Below are 15851 nucleotides of genomic sequence, written 5' to 3'. Positions count from 1 at the left end.
CCGCGCCGGCCGGGGCCGGGCGCCAGACCCGCCGCCCGCCGCCCGCAGTCCGGGCCGCGCAAGCCCGCACCGGCCCTCATCCGGCTCGGCAGCCCCCGCCCCCGGCTGCGCCTGGTGAGCCTCGGCCTGACGCTGGTGCTGCTCGCCTTCGTCGTACGTCTGGTGCAGGTGCAGGCCGTCGACGCCAGCGTCTACGCGTCCAAGGCGGAGCAGAACCGGTACTTCAGCAGCACGCTCGCCGCCACGCGCGGACAGATCACCGACCGCAACGGCTATGAGCTCGCGACCAGCGTCGACGCCTACGACATCACCGCGGACCCGAAGATGTTCTCGGCGGAGGCCACCGAGACCAAGGACGCGCCCGAGCAGGCGGCAGCACTGCTCGCGCCGATCCTGGGCAAGGACGCGGCCGACCTCGCGGACAAGCTCAAGAACCACAAGAAGCGCTACGCCCTCCTGGCCCGCCGCCAGACCCCGCAGGTCTGGAACCAGATCAAGGACCTGAAGAGCGCGCTCGCCGACAAGAACCCCGAGACCGGCGGCGTCCTGGCCGGGATCTTCCAGGAGCCGAGCAGCAAGCGGCTCTATCCGAACGGCGATCTCGCCGCCGGGATACTGGGCTGGGTCAACGCCGAGGGCAAGGGCGGCGGCGGTGTCGAGTCGCAGCTGGACAAGGACCTCGCGGGCGAGGACGGCATGATCACCTATGCCCAGTCCGGCGGCCGCCGCGTACCGACCGCGGGCAGCAGCGAGACCCCCGCCGTGCCCGGCTCGGACGTGGAGCTCACGCTCGACCGCGATATCCAGTACGTGGCGCAGAAGGCCATCGAGGACCAGGTCGCCAAGTCCAAGGCCGACCGCGGTTACGTGGTCGTCCAGGACACGAAGACCGGCGAGATCCTGGCGCTCGCCAACGCGCCCGGCTTCGACCCCAACGACCTGTCCAAGGCCAGCGTGAAGAACCTCGGCAACCCTGCCCTGCAGGACGCCTACGAGCCCGGTTCGACCAGCAAGCTGATCTCGATGGCCGCCGTCCTCGAGGAGAAGGCCGCCGCACCCGGCACCCATGTCACGGTGCCCAACCGTCTGCACCGCGGCGACCGTCTCTTCCGCGACGACATCGACCACGAGACCTGGTACCTCACCCTGAGCGGCGTTCTCGCGAAGTCCTCCAACATCGGCACGATCCTCGCGACCCAGCAGCTCGGCAAGACGCAGCCGGAAGCCAACAAGGTCCTGTACGACTACCTGCGCAAGTTCGGCATGGGCCAGAAGACCGGCACCGGCTTCCCCGGCGAGACCCCGGGTCTCCTGCACAAGCCCGAGGACTGGTCGACGTCCACGCAGTACACGGTCCCCTTCGGCCAGGGCTATTCGCTCAACGCCGTGCAGGCCGTCTCCATGTACTCGACCGTCGCCAACGGCGGGGTCCGCGTCGAGCCTTCTCTCGTACGGGGAAAGAAGGGGCCCGACGGCCGGTTCACGCCCGAGGACGAGCCGAAGAAGACCCGGGTCATCAGCGAGGGCACCGCCAAGACGCTCTCCGAGATGCTGCAGTCCGTGGTCGACGACCCGGAAGGCACCGGCACCAAGGCGGAGATCGACGGCTACCGGGTGGCCGGCAAGACCGGCACCGCGAACCGGGTCGACCCGGAGACCGGCCGCTACAACGGCTACACGTCCTCGTTCGCCGGCTTCGCCCCGGCCGACAAGCCCCGGCTCGCCGTCTACTGCGTCGTACAGAACCCGACCAAGGGCAACTACTTCGGCGGCCAGATCTGCGCCCCCATCTACAAGCAGGTCATGGAGTTCGCCCTGAAGACCCTTCAGGTGGCCCCGTCCGGCGCGAAGGCGCCCGGGCTGCCCGTCACGTTCAAACCGGAGGACTGACCCGACGCGCATCCGGCAACCCCATGTACGCAGACCCCCACGAACACTGGATAACAGGTACCGCCGCCGTGACAACGATCACCCCGGGCCCGGGGAACCAGGCAGAGCAGCAGGACAGCCACGCCGCCCCATTTCGCCCCCGGCCACCCGCGCCCGGTACGCTCACCGCCGTGCCACACGCTGATCAGTCCCCCACCACCCGTGAGGGCGGCCCCGTCACCTACCCGGGACCGCCGCGGCCGGAGCGGGTCGCGGCGAGCACCCTCGCCGACCTCGCCGCCGCACTGGGTGTCGACGCCCCCGCCGCCGCCGACGTCACCGGCATCACCCACGACTCCCGTGCGGTACGCCCCGGTGACATCTACGCCGCGCTGCCCGGAGCCCGTGTCCACGGCGCGGACTTCGCCGCGCAGGCCGCCGATCTCGGCGCCGTGGCGATCCTCACCGACCCGGCGGGCCTGCCCCGCGCGTCGGCCACCGGCCTGCCGGTCCTGGTCGCCGGTGACCCGCGCGGCCGGATGGGCGAGCTCGCGGCCACGATCTACGGACGGCCCGGTCAGGACCTGCTGCAGATCGGGATCACCGGTACGTCGGGCAAGACCACGACCGCGTATCTCGTCGAAGGCGGGCTCCAGGCGGCCGGCCGCAACACCGGACTCATCGGCACCGTCGAGATGCGCATCGGCGACGAGCGCATCAAGTCCGAGCGGACCACGCCCGAAGCGACCGATCTGCAGGCCCTGTTCGCGGTGATGCGCGAGCGCGGCGCCGACTCGGTCGCGATGGAGGTCTCCAGCCACGCCCTGGTGCTCGGGCGCGTGGACGGCTGTGTCTTCGACATCGCCGTCTTCAACAACCTGAGCCCGGAGCACATGGAGTTCCACTCCGACATGGAGGACTACTTCCAGGCGAAGGCGCAGCTCTTCACGCCGAAGCGGTCCAAGCTGGGCATCGTCAACTTCGATGACGAGTACGGCCGCAGGCTCGCCAAGGAGGCGACCGTCCCGGTCGTCACCTTCTCCGCCGAGGGCCACCCGGACGCCGACTGGCATGCCGAGCAGGTCGAAGTCGGCCCGATGGACTCCGCGTTCACGGTGATCGGCCCGAAGGGCGAGCGCATCCGCGCCAAGTCCCCGCTGGCCGGCCCCTTCAACGTGGCGAACACCCTCGCCGCGATCGTCGCGCTCGCCGCCGCGGGCATCGACCCGCAGACCGCCGCCGACGGCATCGCGGCCGTGCCCGGTGTACCGGGCCGCCTGGAGCGGGTCGACGAGGGACAGCCGTATCTCGCCGTGGTCGACTACGCCCACAAGACCGACGCCGTCGAATCGGTCCTGCGCGCCCTGCGCAAGGTCACCGAGGGCAAGCTGCACATCGTGCTCGGCTGCGGCGGCGACCGTGACAAGACCAAGCGCGCCCCGATGGGCGCGGCGGCCGCGCGGCTCGCGGACACCGCCGTGCTCACCTCCGACAACCCGCGCTCCGAGGACCCCCTCGCGATCCTCGCCACGATGATCGCGGGCGCCGCCGAGGTGCCCGTGCACGAACGTGGCGACGTGGTCCTGTTCGAGGACCGGGCCGCCGCGATCGCCGCGGTGGTCGCCCGTGCCGAGCCCGGCGACACCGTGCTCGTCGCCGGCAAGGGCCATGAGCAGGGCCAGGACATCAACGGGGTGGTACGCCCCTTCGACGACCGAGACGTGCTGCGGACCGCAATCCGGCGCCACCGCGCAGCCGCCCAGAACCCCCGGGGATGAAGCTGTGATCGCCCTCTCCCTCGCCGAGATCGCCACCATCACCGGCGGGCAGCCCCACGACATACCGGACACCGGCCGTGAGGTCACCGGCTCCGTCGTCATCGACTCGCGCAAGGTGGAACCCGGCGGGCTCTTCGCCGCGTTCGCCGGCGAGCATGTCGACGGCCATGACTACGCGGACAAGGCCATCGCCTCCGGAGCGGCCGCGGTGCTCGCCACCCGGCCACTCGGCGTGCCCGCGATCGTGGTCGACGACGTCCAGACCGCGCTCGGCACCCTCGCCCGCACCGTGGTGCAGCGCCTGGGCACCGAGGTCGTCGCGCTCACCGGCTCCGCCGGCAAGACGTCCACCAAGGACCTGATCGCGCAGGTGCTGCAGCACCACGCGCCCACGGTCTGGACGCCCGGCTCCCTCAACAACGAGATCGGTCTGCCGCTCACCGCGCTCACCGCGGACACCACCACCAGGCACCTCGTCCTGGAGATGGGAGCCCGCGGCATCGGCCACATCCGCTATCTCACGGGTCTGACCCCGCCGAAGATCGGCCTGGTGCTCAACGTCGGCACCGCCCACATCGGCGAGTTCGGCGGCCGCGAGCAGATCGCCCAGGCCAAGGGCGAGCTGGTGGAGGCGCTGCCGGCCGACGGCACGGCGATCCTCAACGCGGACGATCCGCTCGTACGCGCCATGTCCTCCCGTACGAAGGCGAAGGTGCTCTTCTTCGGAGAGGCGGACGACGCGGACGTACGTGCCGAGAACGTCCGTCTCACCGATCAGGGGCAGCCCGCCTTCACCCTGCACACGCCTACCGGGTGCAGCGAGGTGACCTTGCGCCTGTACGGTGAGCACCACGTGTCGAACGCGCTCGCCGCGGCCGCCGTCGCCCATGACCTGGGTATGTCCGCCGACGAGATCGCGACCGCGCTCTCCGGGGCGGGCAACCTGTCCCGCTGGCGTATGGAGGTCACCGAGCGCGCGGACGGTGTGACCGTCGTCAACGACGCCTACAACGCGAACCCCGAATCCATGCGGGCCGCGCTGCGTGCCCTGGCCGCCATGGCGAAGGGCCGCCGGACGTGGGCGGTGCTCGGCAAGATGGCCGAGCTCGGCGATGAAGCGCTGCCCGAGCACGACGCGGTCGGACGGCTCGCCGTCCGTCTCAACGTGAGCAAGCTCGTCGCGGTCGGGGACAGGGAAGCGTCCTGGCTGCAACTGGGCGCATACAACGAGGGTTCGTGGGGTGAGGAGTCGGTGCACGTGTCCGACGCACAGGCGGCTGTCGACCTGCTGCGCAGCGAGCTGCGCCCGGGAGACGTCGTGCTCGTGAAGGCTTCCAGGTCGGTGGGCCTGGAACAGGTCGCGCTCGCACTGCTCGAGGGTGAGGTCTCCGGCCGATGAGGCAGATTCTCTTCTCCGGTGTCATCGGGCTGTTCCTGACCCTGATCGGCACCCCGCTGCTCATCAAGCTGCTCGCGAAGAAGGGCTACGGGCAGTACATCCGCGACGACGGCCCGCGCGAGCACGCGAGCAAGCGCGGTACGCCGACGATGGGCGGTATCGCCTTCATCCTGGCGACGATCATCGCGTACTTCGCCACGAAGCTGATCACGGGAGCGCCGACCACCTTCTCGGGTCTCCTGGTGCTCTTCCTGATGGCGGGCATGGGCCTCGTCGGCTTCCTCGACGACTACATCAAGATCATCAAGCGGCGTTCGCTCGGTCTGCGGGCCAAGGCGAAGATGGCCGGCCAGCTGATCGTCGGCATCACCTTCGCGGTGCTCGCCCTGCAGTTCGCGGACATCCGCGGCAACACCCCTGCCTCGATGAAGATTTCGTTCGTGCAGGACTTCGGCTGGTCGATCGGCCCGGTCCTGTTCGTGGTCTGGGCGCTGTTCATGATCCTGGCCATGTCGAACGGGGTGAACCTCACCGACGGCCTCGACGGTCTGGCCACCGGCGCCTCGGTGATGGTCTTCGGCGCGTACACCTTCATCGGTGTCTGGCAGTTCCAGGAGTCCTGCGCCAACGCGACCACGCTCACCAACCCCTCGGCCTGTTTCGAGGTACGTGACCCGCTCGACCTCGCGATCGTGGCCTCCGCGCTGATGGGTTCCTGCTTCGGCTTCCTGTGGTGGAACACCTCGCCGGCCAAGATCTTCATGGGCGACACCGGTTCGCTCGCGCTCGGTGGTGCGCTCGCGGGTCTGGCGATCTGCTCCCGCACGGAGCTCCTTCTCGCGCTGCTCGGCGGCCTGTTCGTCCTGATCACCGCGTCCGTGGTCATCCAGGTCGGTTCGTTCCGCCTCACCGGCAAGCGCGTCTTCCGCATGGCACCGCTGCAGCACCACTTCGAACTCAAGGGGTGGTCCGAAGTCCTTGTGGTGGTCCGCTTCTGGATCATCCAGGGCATGTGCGTGATCGTCGGTCTCGGTCTCTTCTACGCAGGTTGGGCGAACAACAAGTGACCTCACACGGCGCCTTGGACGTCGAGGGCAAGCACGTCACCGTCGCCGGTCTCGGCGTGAGCGGCATCAGCGCCGCCCGCGCCCTGGCCGGCCTCGGCGCTTCGGTGACCGTCGTGGACGGTGGCTCGGGCGACCTGCACAAGGAGCCGGCGGCGGCCCTTGAGGCGGACGGTATTTCCGTACGTCTGGGAGATGCCGAGACCTTGCCCGAGGGCACCTCGCTCGTCGTCACCTCGCCGGGCTGGAAGCCCTCGTCCCCGTTGTTCGCGGCCGCCGCCGAGGCGGGCGTGGACGTGGTCGGCGACGTCGAGATCGCCTGGCTCCTGCGCGGTCCGGACGCGGCCCCCTGGCTCGCGATCACCGGCACCAACGGCAAGACCACCACGACCCAGATGCTGGCGTCGATCCTGCGGGCGGCCGGTCTGCGCACGGCCGCGGTCGGCAACATCGGTACGCCGATCATCGACGTGGTCCTCGAAGGCGACGACGCGTACGACGTGCTCGCCGTCGAGCTCTCCTCGTATCAGTTGCACTGGGCGCCCTCCCTTCGCGCCCACTCCGCGGCCGTCCTGAACCTCGCGCCCGACCACCTCGACTGGCACGGCTCGATGGAGGCGTACGCCGCCGACAAGGGCCGTATCTACGAGGGCAACCAGGTTGCCTGCGTCTACAACGTGTCTGACAAGGCCACCGAGGACTTGGTCGTCGAGGCGGATGTCGAGGACGGTTGCCGCGCGATCGGCTTCACCCTCGGCACCCCGGGCCCCTCCGAACTCGGTGTGGTGGAGGGCCTCCTGGTCGACCGCGCCTTCGTCGAGAACCGGCAGAAGAACGCCCAGGAACTCGCCGAGGTCGCCGACGTCAACCCGCCGGCACCGCACAACATCGCCAACGCCCTTGCGGCGGCGGCTCTCGCGCGCGCCTACGGCGTCCAGCCCGCTGCCGTACGGGAGGGCCTGCGCGCCTTCCGTCCCGACGCGCACCGCATCTCGCATGTCGAGGACGTGGCAGGGGTGTCCTACGTGGACGACTCCAAGGCGACCAACACCCATGCGGCGGAAGCCTCGTTGGCCGCGTACGAGTCCATCGTCTGGATCGCGGGCGGGCTCGCGAAGGGCGCCACCTTCGACGAACTCGTACAGAAGTCGGCAAAGCGACTCCGTGGTGCCGTCCTCATCGGCGCCGACCGCGCGCTGATCGCCGAAGCGCTTCGGCGACACGCGCCAAACGTCCCGGTCGTCGACCTCGAACGGACCGACACTGGGGCGATGTCCGCGGCGGTCCGCGAGGCGGGGCGCCTCGCGCAGCCGGGGGACACCGTCCTCATGGCGCCGGCCTGTGCGTCGATGGACATGTTCGTGAACTACAACAAGCGCGGTGAGGCCTTCGCGGAAGCGGTCCGCGCCCTGGCCGCCGAGACCGCCTAGCCCTGTCCGAGCAGTCACGCCCGGCGGGGGCGGCGGCGACGACTGGAGGGGACACGAGATGGGTGCGAGCCGTTCCGGCACAGTGCGGCGGCCCTCGTCGAGGCCGCGGCCGCGTATGTCGGGCCCCGGCCGTCCGCCGGGCCCCCTGGGGCAGCTCAGACGGCTCCACGAGCAGGCCAAGCGGGCCTGGGACCGGCCGCTGACCGCGTACTACCTGATCCTCGGCGGCAGTCTGCTGATCACGACCCTCGGGCTCGTGATGGTCTACTCGGCCTCGCAGATCCAGGCGCTCGAATACTCCCTCGCGCCCTCGTACTTCTTCCGCAAGCAGTTCTTCGCGGCCGTGCTCGGCACGATCCTGCTCGTGGTCGCGATGCGGATGCCGGTACGGCTGCACCGCGCCCTCGCGTATCCGATCCTCGTCGGCAGCGTCTTCCTGATGATCCTCGTGCAGGTGCCGGGGATAGGGCATGCGGTCAACGGCAACCAGAACTGGATCTCGCTGGGCGGCCCGTTCCAGCTGCAGCCCAGTGAGTTCGGCAAGCTGGCGCTGGTGCTGTGGGGCGCGGACCTGCTCGCCCGCAAGGGCGACCGGCAGATGCTGACGCAGTGGAAGCACATGCTGGTGCCGCTCGTTCCGGTGACGTTCATGCTGCTCGGCCTGATCATGCTCGGCGGCGACATGGGCACCGCGATCATTCTCACGGCCATCCTCTTCGGCCTGCTCTGGCTCGCGGGAGCACCGACCCGGCTCTTCGGCGGTGTGCTCGCGGTCGCCGGTCTGCTCGGCTTCATCCTGATCCGGACCAGCCCGAACCGTATGGCCCGTCTTGCCTGTCTGGGCACCTCGGACGCGGGCCCCGGCGACCAGTGCTGGCAGGCTCTGCACGGAATCTACGCACTCGCCTCGGGCGGATTCTTCGGTTCCGGTCTCGGTGCCAGTGTGGAAAAATGGGGCCAACTGCCCGAACCCCACACGGACTTCATCTTCGCCATCACCGGGGAGGAGCTCGGCCTGGCGGGGACGCTGTCCGTACTCGGTCTCTTCGCGGCTCTAGGCTATGCGGGTATCCGCGTGGCCGGACGCACGGAGGAGCCCTTCGTGAGGTATGCCGCGGGAGGTGTGACCACCTGGATCACGGCCCAGGCCGTGGTCAACATCGGTGCGGTGCTCGGCCTGCTGCCGATCGCCGGTGTCCCGCTCCCGCTGTTCTCCTACGGAGGCTCGGCCCTGCTGCCGACCATGTTCGCGATCGGGCTGCTCATCGCGTTCGCGCGCGATGAACCCGCGGCCCGGGCCGCACTTGCCATGAGGTCGGCAGCCTCTGGTAAGAAGCGGTCTGCGGGGAGATGGAACACGATGCGACGGCGCGCCAAGGCGCGACCGTCCGGAGAGCGGTGAATTTCGGTGCATGTCGTACTCGCCGGTGGGGGGACCGCCGGCCACATCGAGCCCGCGCTCGCCCTCGCGGACGCCCTGCGCAGGCAGGACCCGACCACGGGCATCACGGCCCTGGGCACGGAGCGTGGACTCGAGACCCGGCTCGTACCCGAGCGCGGCTATGAACTGGCGCTGATCCCCGCCGTACCGCTCCCGCGCAAGCCCACCCCGGAACTGCTCACGGTCCCGGGCCGCCTGCGCGGCACCATCAAGGCCGCCGAGCAGATCCTGGAGCGCACCAAGGCCGACGCCGTGTGCGGCTTCGGCGGATACGTGGCGCTGCCCGCGTACTTCGCGGCCAAGCGTCTGGGCGTGCCGATCATCGTGCACGAGGCCAACGCGCGGCCCGGTCTGGCCAACAAGATCGGCTCGCGCTACGCCGCGGCCGTCGCGGTCTCCACGCCGGACAGCAAGCTGCGCGGCTCGCGCTACATCGGCATCCCGCTGCGCCGCACCATCGCGACCCTCGACCGCGCCCGGGTCCGCCCCGAGGCGCGCGCCGCGTTCGGTCTCGACCCCAACTTGCCCACGCTGCTTGTCTCCGGCGGCTCGCAGGGCGCCCGCCGCCTGAACGAGGTCGTCCAGCAGGCGGCCCCGTACCTGCAGCAGGCGGGCATCCAGATCCTGCACGCGGTCGGTCCGAAGAACGAACTGCCGCACGTGCAGCAGATGCCGGGGATGCCCCCGTACATCCCGGTACCGTACGTGGACCGGATGGACCTCGCGTACGCCGCGGCCGACATGATGCTCTGCCGCGCGGGCGCGATGACCGTCGCCGAACTCTCCGCCGTCGGACTTCCGGCCGCCTACGTCCCGCTGCCCATCGGCAACGGCGAACAGCGGCTGAACGCCCAGCCGGTGGTCAAGGCGGGCGGCGGACTCCTCGTCGACGACGCGGAACTGACGCCGGAATGGGTCCAGCGCAATGTGCTGCCCGTCCTCGCCGATCCGCACCGGCTGTACGAGATGTCCCGCGCCGCCTCGGAGTTCGGCCGCCGGGACGCCGACGAACTCCTGGTCGGCATGGTGTACGAGGCGATCGCGGCACGCCACCGGGCGTGAGCCTTCGCCGATACGAAGCGGCACGCCACAGGGCGTGAGAAGGCAGGCGAGCGTGGCCGGACCCTCAGCTGTCACCGGAGAACGGCAGCGGCCGAAGGCCCCGGCCCGTCCGCCGCGGCCTTCCCCCGGCCGCCGCCTGCCCTCGCCCCGGCTGCTGCTCGCCGTCGCCGTCCTCGTGACCGTCCTCGGCGGGGGAGTGATCTGGCTTCTGTACGGCTCGGAGTGGCTGCGCGTGGAGCGCGTGACGACCTCGGGGACCCAGGTGCTGACCCCGGATCAGGTGCTCGACGCCGCGTCCGTTCCGGTCGGTGCGCCACTGATTTCCGTCGACACCGAGGCGATTGAGGACCGGTTGCGACGACAACTGCCCCGTATCGACTCCGTTGACGCGGTGCGTTCCTGGCCGCACGGAATCGCGCTGAAAGTGACCGAACGCAAGCCGGTTCTGCTCCTCGAAAAGGACGGCAAGTTCGTCGAAGTGGACGCGGAAGGCGTGCGGTTCGCGACCGTCACGAGCGCCCCGAAGAACGTACCGAAGCTGCAATTGACCGCCGACCGCTCACCGAGTCTGCATCGCTTCGGGATCGACCGGCTGCTCGTCGAAGCGGTGGAAGTGGCCCGCGACATCCCGCCGGCGGTGGCCTCCCGTACCCGCACGATGGAAGTGCGTTCATATGACTCCATCTCCCTGGAGTTGAGCGACGGACGTACCGTCGACTGGGGAAGCAGCGAGAAGGGTGAGTCGAAGGCCGCCGCGTTGACCGCGCTGATGAAAGCGGCTCCGGATGCCGGTCACTTCGATGTGAGTGCCCCCACTTCCCCTGCCGTATCAGGGAGTTGACGCACATAGGTGCTGGCCAGCACCCTGGTTGGTCAGCGCAACGGCTGATCACATAGGGTGAAAAGAAAAACGGGAGGTTCGGCGTGTTCGTTGAACGCGCGCCACTTGTCGACTTAGTGTCCTGTTCGGAAGGGTCAGACAAAGACCAGCAACAGACGCACTGGTAACCCTAAACTTCAGCGTTAGGGTTCGGGTCGGCGCTCGGACCGTCCCAATTCGGCATCAGTCGTCGCTCGCTCGACCGGCGAGGCGACGCACGTAACTCGAGGCGAGAGGCCTTCGACGTGGCAGCACCGCAGAACTACCTCGCAGTCATCAAAGTCATCGGTGTCGGCGGCGGTGGTGTCAATGCCATCAACCGGATGATCGAGGTCGGTCTCAAGGGTGTCGAGTTCATCGCCATCAACACCGACGCGCAAGCCCTGTTGATGAGCGACGCCGACGTCAAGCTCGACGTCGGCCGTGAACTCACCCGCGGACTCGGCGCCGGCGCCAACCCCGCCGTCGGCCGCAAGGCCGCAGAAGACCACCGCGAGGAGATCGAGGAGGTCCTCAAGGGGGCCGACATGGTCTTCGTCACCGCCGGCGAAGGCGGCGGCACCGGCACCGGCGGCGCACCTGTCGTCGCCAACATCGCCCGCTCGCTCGGTGCCCTCACCATCGGTGTGGTCACCCGGCCGTTCACCTTCGAGGGACGCCGGCGTGCCAACCAGGCGGAGGACGGCATCGCCGAGCTCCGCGAAGAGGTCGACACCCTCATCGTCATCCCCAACGACCGCCTGCTGTCCATCTCGGACCGCCAGGTCAGCGTCCTGGACGCGTTCAAGTCCGCGGACCAGGTGCTGCTCTCGGGTGTCCAGGGCATCACCGACCTCATCACCACGCCCGGCCTGATCAACCTGGACTTCGCGGACGTCAAGTCCGTGATGTCCGAGGCGGGTTCGGCGCTCATGGGCATCGGCTCGGCGCGCGGCGACGACCGCGCGGTGGCCGCCGCGGAGATGGCGATCTCCTCGCCGCTCCTGGAGGCGTCCATCGACGGCGCCCGCGGTGTGCTGCTCTCCATCTCCGGCGGCAGCGACCTCGGTCTCTTCGAGATCAACGAGGCAGCCCAGCTGGTGAGCGAGGCCGCGCACCCCGAGGCCAACATCATCTTCGGCGCGGTCATCGACGATGCGCTCGGTGACGAGGTCCGGGCCCCGGCCCGCGCGGCCGCCTCGGGCGGCGGCCGCCCGCGGCCGAAGCGGGACAACGTGATCGGGGCGTCCTCGACCAAGCGCGAGGAGCCGACCCCGGCACGCACCGAGTCCCGCCCCGCGTTCGGCGGCCTCGGCAGCGTGACCCCGCGCGAGGAGACCTCGGCACCCGAGCCGGTCGCGGAGGCCAAGCCGGCCGACGCCCCGGCCGCGCCGATCGCCCCGCCGCAGGTCCCGCCGGCCCGTCCCTACCAGGACACCCAGGCCGAGGAGCTGGACGTACCGGACTTCCTGAAGTGACACCGGGACCCATAGCGGCACAGCACGATCTCGTGAGCGGCGCCCGCTTCGCCTTCACCAACCGGTGGGGCGGGGTGAGCGCCGTTCCGTACGAGCAGCTCAACCTGGGCGGCGCGGTCGGCGACGACCCCGGGGCCGTTCACCGCAATCGTGAACTCGCGGCGCGGTCCCTGGGATTCGATCCGGAACGGGTCGTCTGGATGAACCAGGTGCACGGCAAGGACGTGGCCGTCGTCGACGGCCCCTGGGATTCCGCTGCGGACATCCCCTCCGTGGACGGGGTGGTGACCGCACGACGGGGCCTGGTCCTCGCGGTCCTCACCGCCGACTGCACCCCCGTACTGCTCGCCGACCCCGAGTCCGGAGTCATCGGCGCCGCGCACGCGGGCCGGCCGGGGATGGTGGCCGGGGTGGTGCCCGCGACCGTCGAGGCGATGGTGAAGCTGGGCGCCGAGCCCGGCCGGATCATCGCCCGCACCGGCCCCGCCGTCTGCGGCCGCTGCTACGAAGTCCCCGCCGACATGCGCGCGGAGGTGGCGGCCGTGGAGCCCGCGGCGTATACGGAGACCAGTTGGGGAACCCCGGCGGTCGACGTCACGGCCGGGGTGCGGGCCCAGTTGGAGCGGCTCGGGGTGGGCGATGTCGCCGACTGCGGCGTGTGCACCCGGGAATCCGCCGACCACTTCTCGTACCGCCGCGACCGTACGACGGGCCGGCTCGCAAGCTATGTCTGGCTGGACTGATACGACATGACCGACCGTAAGGCCGAACTCGCGGCAAACCTCGCAGAGGTGGAGGAGCGGATCGCGGCCGCGTGTGCGGCGGCAGGTCGCGCACGCGAGGACGTGACCCTCATCGTGGTCACCAAGACCTTCCCCGCGAGCGATGCCCGTCTGCTGTCCGAACTCGGCGTACGCCATGTCGCGGAGAACAAGGACCAGGACGCGGCCCCCAAGGCGGCCGCCTGCGCGGACCTTCCGCTGCAGTGGCACTTCGTCGGGCAGCTGCAGACCAACAAGGTCCGTTCCGTGGTGGGTTACGCGGATGTCGTGCAGTCGGTGGACCGGGCGAAGCTGGTCACCGCGCTGTCGACGGCGGCCGTGCGCGCGGAACGTGAAGTGGGCTGTCTGATCCAGGTCGCGCTCGACGCCGAAGTGGGCGGCCGAGGGGACCGTGGTGGCGTAGCCCCGGATGGAATCGAGGAGTTGGCGGCGCTTGTCGCGGAATCTCCCGGATTGCGGCTCGACGGACTGATGACCGTCGCGCCGCTCGCAGGACCGTACGCCGGTGAACAACTCAAGGCGTTCAAGCGGCTGATGGATTTGTCGACTGACCTGCGCAGCGCTCATCCGGCTGCGAACATGGTCTCGGCAGGGATGAGCGCGGACCTCGAACAGGCCGTTGCGGCAGGGGCGACACATGTACGCGTCGGCACTGCGGTACTCGGAGTCCGACCCCGGCTCGGGTAACGTCGCCAAGAAGTCGGACCACAGCAGAAAATATGGTGATTCTCGCAGATCAGCGGGGATATCCGGTGGATCGTGGGCACTTGGCGGCGCCGGCGTATCCACCTCAGAGCGGAGGACTCAGAGCATGGCCGGCGCGATGCGCAAGATGGCGGTCTACCTCGGCCTCGTGGAGGACGACGGTTACGACGGCCGGGGCTTCGACCCCGATGACGAGTTCGAACCCGAGCTGGACCCCGAGCCGGAGCGGGACCGCAGGCGGCATGAGCCGTCGCGTGAACTGCACCGGGAGGAACCGGAGCGAAAGGTGCAAACTCCCGCACCGCGGGCGCCTATTTCATCCTCGGTCCCGGTCGCGGCCGGGGGTTCGAGTGCGCTTTCGGCTGAAATCGGACGTCCCGCTCGTATTGCCCCCGTGGCATCCATCACACCTGAACGTCAGAGCCTGGAGAAGAACGCACCGGTGATCATGCCCAAGGTTGTGTCCGAGCGGGAGCCGTACCGCATCACGACGTTGCACCCTCGGACCTACAACGAGGCCCGTACCATCGGGGAACACTTCCGTGAAGGCACTCCGGTGATCATGAATCTGACGGAGATGGACGACACGGACGCGAAGCGTCTGGTGGACTTCGCCGCCGGTCTGGTCTTCGGACTGCACGGCAGCATTGAGCGGGTGACGCAGAAGGTGTTCCTGCTGTCTCCTGCTAACGTCGATGTCACGGCGGAGGACAAGGCCCGCATCGCAGAGGGCGGGTTCTTCAACCAGAGCTGAGACGCAGTACCGGCAGAACACGAACAGCACGAGACACAGGGGAGAGGGAAGCGCGAGTCATGAGCGTTGTCTGGAATGTGCTCTATATCGCGTTGACGTTGTTTCTTGTGGTGCTGATCTTCCGGTTGGTCATGGACTACGTCTTCCAGTTCGCCCGCTCATGGCAACCCGGCAAGGCGATGGTGGTCGTTCTGGAGGCCACCTACACTGTCACTGATCCACCGCTCAAGCTTCTGCGGCGGTTCATTCCGCCGCTGCGTCTCGGGGGCGTGGCGCTCGACCTGTCCTTCTTCGTGCTGATGATCATCGTCTACATCCTGATCTCCGTTGTGAGCCGGCTGTGAGCACGATGTCTATTACGGTCTTGCCGAATGCCGACGACTACGTTGAGGTGAAGAGATGCCGTTGACCCCCGAGGACGTGCGGAACAAGCAGTTCACGACTGTCCGCCTCCGAGAAGGCTATGACGAGGACGAGGTTGATGCCTTCCTCGACGAGGTCGAGTCCGAACTGACCCGCCTGCTCCGCGAGAACGAGGACCTGCGCGCCAAGCTGGCCGCCGCGACCCGTGCCGCCGCGCAGAACCAGCAGCAGGGCATGCGCAAGCCCCCGGAGCCGCAGGACCAGCGCGGTCCGGGCGCCCCCGTGCCCGCCGGCATATCGGGACCGCCGCAGCAGATGGGCGGCCCCATGGGGGGTCCGCCGCAGCTGCCGAGCGGTGCCCCGCAGCTTCCGGCCGGTCCCAGTGGACACGGTCCGCAGGGTGGCCACGGCCCGCAGGGCCACGGTCCGCAGGGCGGCCACGGTCCGCAGGGCCCCGGCCCGATGCAGGGCGGCCCCATGGGCGGTCCGATGGGTGGCCCCATGGGCAACCACGGTCCGCAGATGCCGCAGCCCGGTCAGGGCCCCGGCGGCGACAGCGCCGCGCGCGTGCTCTCGCTGGCGCAGCAGACCGCCGACCAGGCGATCGCGGAGGCCCGTTCCGAGGCCAACAAGATCGTGGGCGAGGCGCGTTCGCGTGCCGAGGGCCTCGAGCGTGACGCCCGTGCCAAGGCCGACGCCCTGGAGCGGGACGCGCAGGAGAAGCACCGCGTCGCGATGGGCTCCCTGGAGTCCGCCCGCGCCACGCTTGAGCGCAAGGTCGAGGACCTGCGCGGCTTCGAGCGCGAGTACCGCACGCGTCTGAAGTCCTACCTGGGGTCTCAGCTGCGTCAGCTGGGGGGCCAGGCC

General features: G+C 69.4%; 14 protein-coding genes. All 14 read left to right on the top strand.

The features are described from left to right. The coding region (locus JAO81_RS39765; protein ID WP_199552884.1) for a penicillin-binding protein 2 at positions 1-1890 on the top strand (1890 nt) is incomplete at its 5' end. Positions 1891-1958: 68 nt separating this feature from the next. Further along, entirely contained in the window at positions 1959-3647 is a 1689-nt protein-coding gene (locus JAO81_RS39760) for a UDP-N-acetylmuramoyl-L-alanyl-D-glutamate--2,6-diaminopimelate ligase (RefSeq protein WP_307814179.1), read from the top strand. A gap of 4 nt (positions 3648-3651) precedes the next feature. Then, a complete protein-coding gene (gene murF / locus JAO81_RS39755) occupies positions 3652-5046 on the top strand; it encodes a UDP-N-acetylmuramoyl-tripeptide--D-alanyl-D-alanine ligase (protein WP_199552882.1) in 1395 nt (464 codons plus the stop codon). Further along, positions 5043-6113, top strand: coding sequence for a phospho-N-acetylmuramoyl-pentapeptide-transferase (mraY, locus tag JAO81_RS39750; RefSeq protein ID WP_199552881.1), 1071 nt, complete (start codon positions 5043-5045; stop codon positions 6111-6113). Before murF ends, mraY begins: the two co-directional genes overlap by 4 nt. Then, complete coding sequence (gene murD / locus JAO81_RS39745; protein WP_199552880.1) at positions 6110-7540, top strand: UDP-N-acetylmuramoyl-L-alanine--D-glutamate ligase; 1431 nt, start codon at positions 6110-6112, stop codon at positions 7538-7540. The genes mraY and murD overlap by 4 nt, the downstream gene beginning before the upstream one ends. Positions 7541-7655: 115 nt before the next feature. Next, entirely contained in the window at positions 7656-8942 is a 1287-nt protein-coding gene (ftsW, locus tag JAO81_RS39740; protein ID WP_233416572.1) for a putative lipid II flippase FtsW, read from the top strand. A gap of 6 nt (positions 8943-8948) precedes the next feature. Then, entirely contained in the window at positions 8949-10043 is a 1095-nt protein-coding gene (murG, locus tag JAO81_RS39735) for an undecaprenyldiphospho-muramoylpentapeptide beta-N-acetylglucosaminyltransferase (protein ID WP_199552878.1), read from the top strand. A gap of 52 nt (positions 10044-10095) precedes the next feature. Next, positions 10096-10884, top strand: coding sequence for an FtsQ-type POTRA domain-containing protein (locus tag JAO81_RS39730; RefSeq protein WP_199552877.1), 789 nt, complete (start codon positions 10096-10098; stop codon positions 10882-10884). A gap of 284 nt (positions 10885-11168) precedes the next feature. Then, positions 11169-12380, top strand: a complete 1212-nt coding sequence (ftsZ, locus tag JAO81_RS39725; protein ID WP_199552876.1) for a cell division protein FtsZ — start codon at positions 11169-11171, stop codon at positions 12378-12380. Between the two features lie 32 nt (positions 12381-12412). Next, positions 12413-13123 carry a peptidoglycan editing factor PgeF gene (gene pgeF / locus JAO81_RS39720; RefSeq protein ID WP_374194416.1) on the top strand — a complete coding sequence of 237 codons (711 nt, stop codon included), beginning with the start codon at positions 12413-12415 and terminating at the stop codon, positions 13121-13123. 6 nt (positions 13124-13129) lie between these two features. Further along, positions 13130-13849: a YggS family pyridoxal phosphate-dependent enzyme gene (locus tag JAO81_RS39715; protein WP_199552875.1), complete on the top strand. Its 720-nt coding sequence runs from the start codon at positions 13130-13132 to the stop codon at positions 13847-13849. 124 nt (positions 13850-13973) lie between these two features. Next, complete coding sequence (locus JAO81_RS39710; RefSeq protein ID WP_165335536.1) at positions 13974-14621, top strand: cell division protein SepF; 648 nt, start codon at positions 13974-13976, stop codon at positions 14619-14621. Positions 14622-14680: 59 nt separating this feature from the next. Further along, complete coding sequence (locus JAO81_RS39705) at positions 14681-14965, top strand: YggT family protein (RefSeq protein ID WP_165335537.1); 285 nt, start codon at positions 14681-14683, stop codon at positions 14963-14965. 55 nt (positions 14966-15020) lie between these two features. Continuing rightward, on the top strand, positions 15021-15851 hold an 831-nt coding region (locus JAO81_RS39700; protein WP_199552874.1), incomplete at its 3' end, for a DivIVA domain-containing protein.

The sequence above is a fragment of the Streptomyces sp. N35 genome (assembly GCF_016464295.1).
GTDB lineage: Bacteria > Actinomycetota > Actinomycetes > Streptomycetales > Streptomycetaceae > Streptomyces.
Note: the sequence above shows the minus strand (reverse complement) of the source record. Positions and strands in the feature narration are given on the sequence as shown.

Coding starts and splice junctions, on each gene's coding strand:
- JAO81_RS39705 (WP_165335537.1), top strand. CDS start 14,681: ATGAGCGTTGTCTGGAATGTGCTCTATATCGCGTTGACGTTGTTTCTT.
- ftsW (WP_233416572.1), top strand. CDS start 7,656: ATGTCGGGCCCCGGCCGTCCGCCGGGCCCCCTGGGGCAGCTCAGACGG.
- JAO81_RS39715 (WP_199552875.1), top strand. CDS start 13,130: ATGACCGACCGTAAGGCCGAACTCGCGGCAAACCTCGCAGAGGTGGAG.
- JAO81_RS39710 (WP_165335536.1), top strand. CDS start 13,974: ATGGCCGGCGCGATGCGCAAGATGGCGGTCTACCTCGGCCTCGTGGAG.
- mraY (WP_199552881.1), top strand. CDS start 5,043: ATGAGGCAGATTCTCTTCTCCGGTGTCATCGGGCTGTTCCTGACCCTG.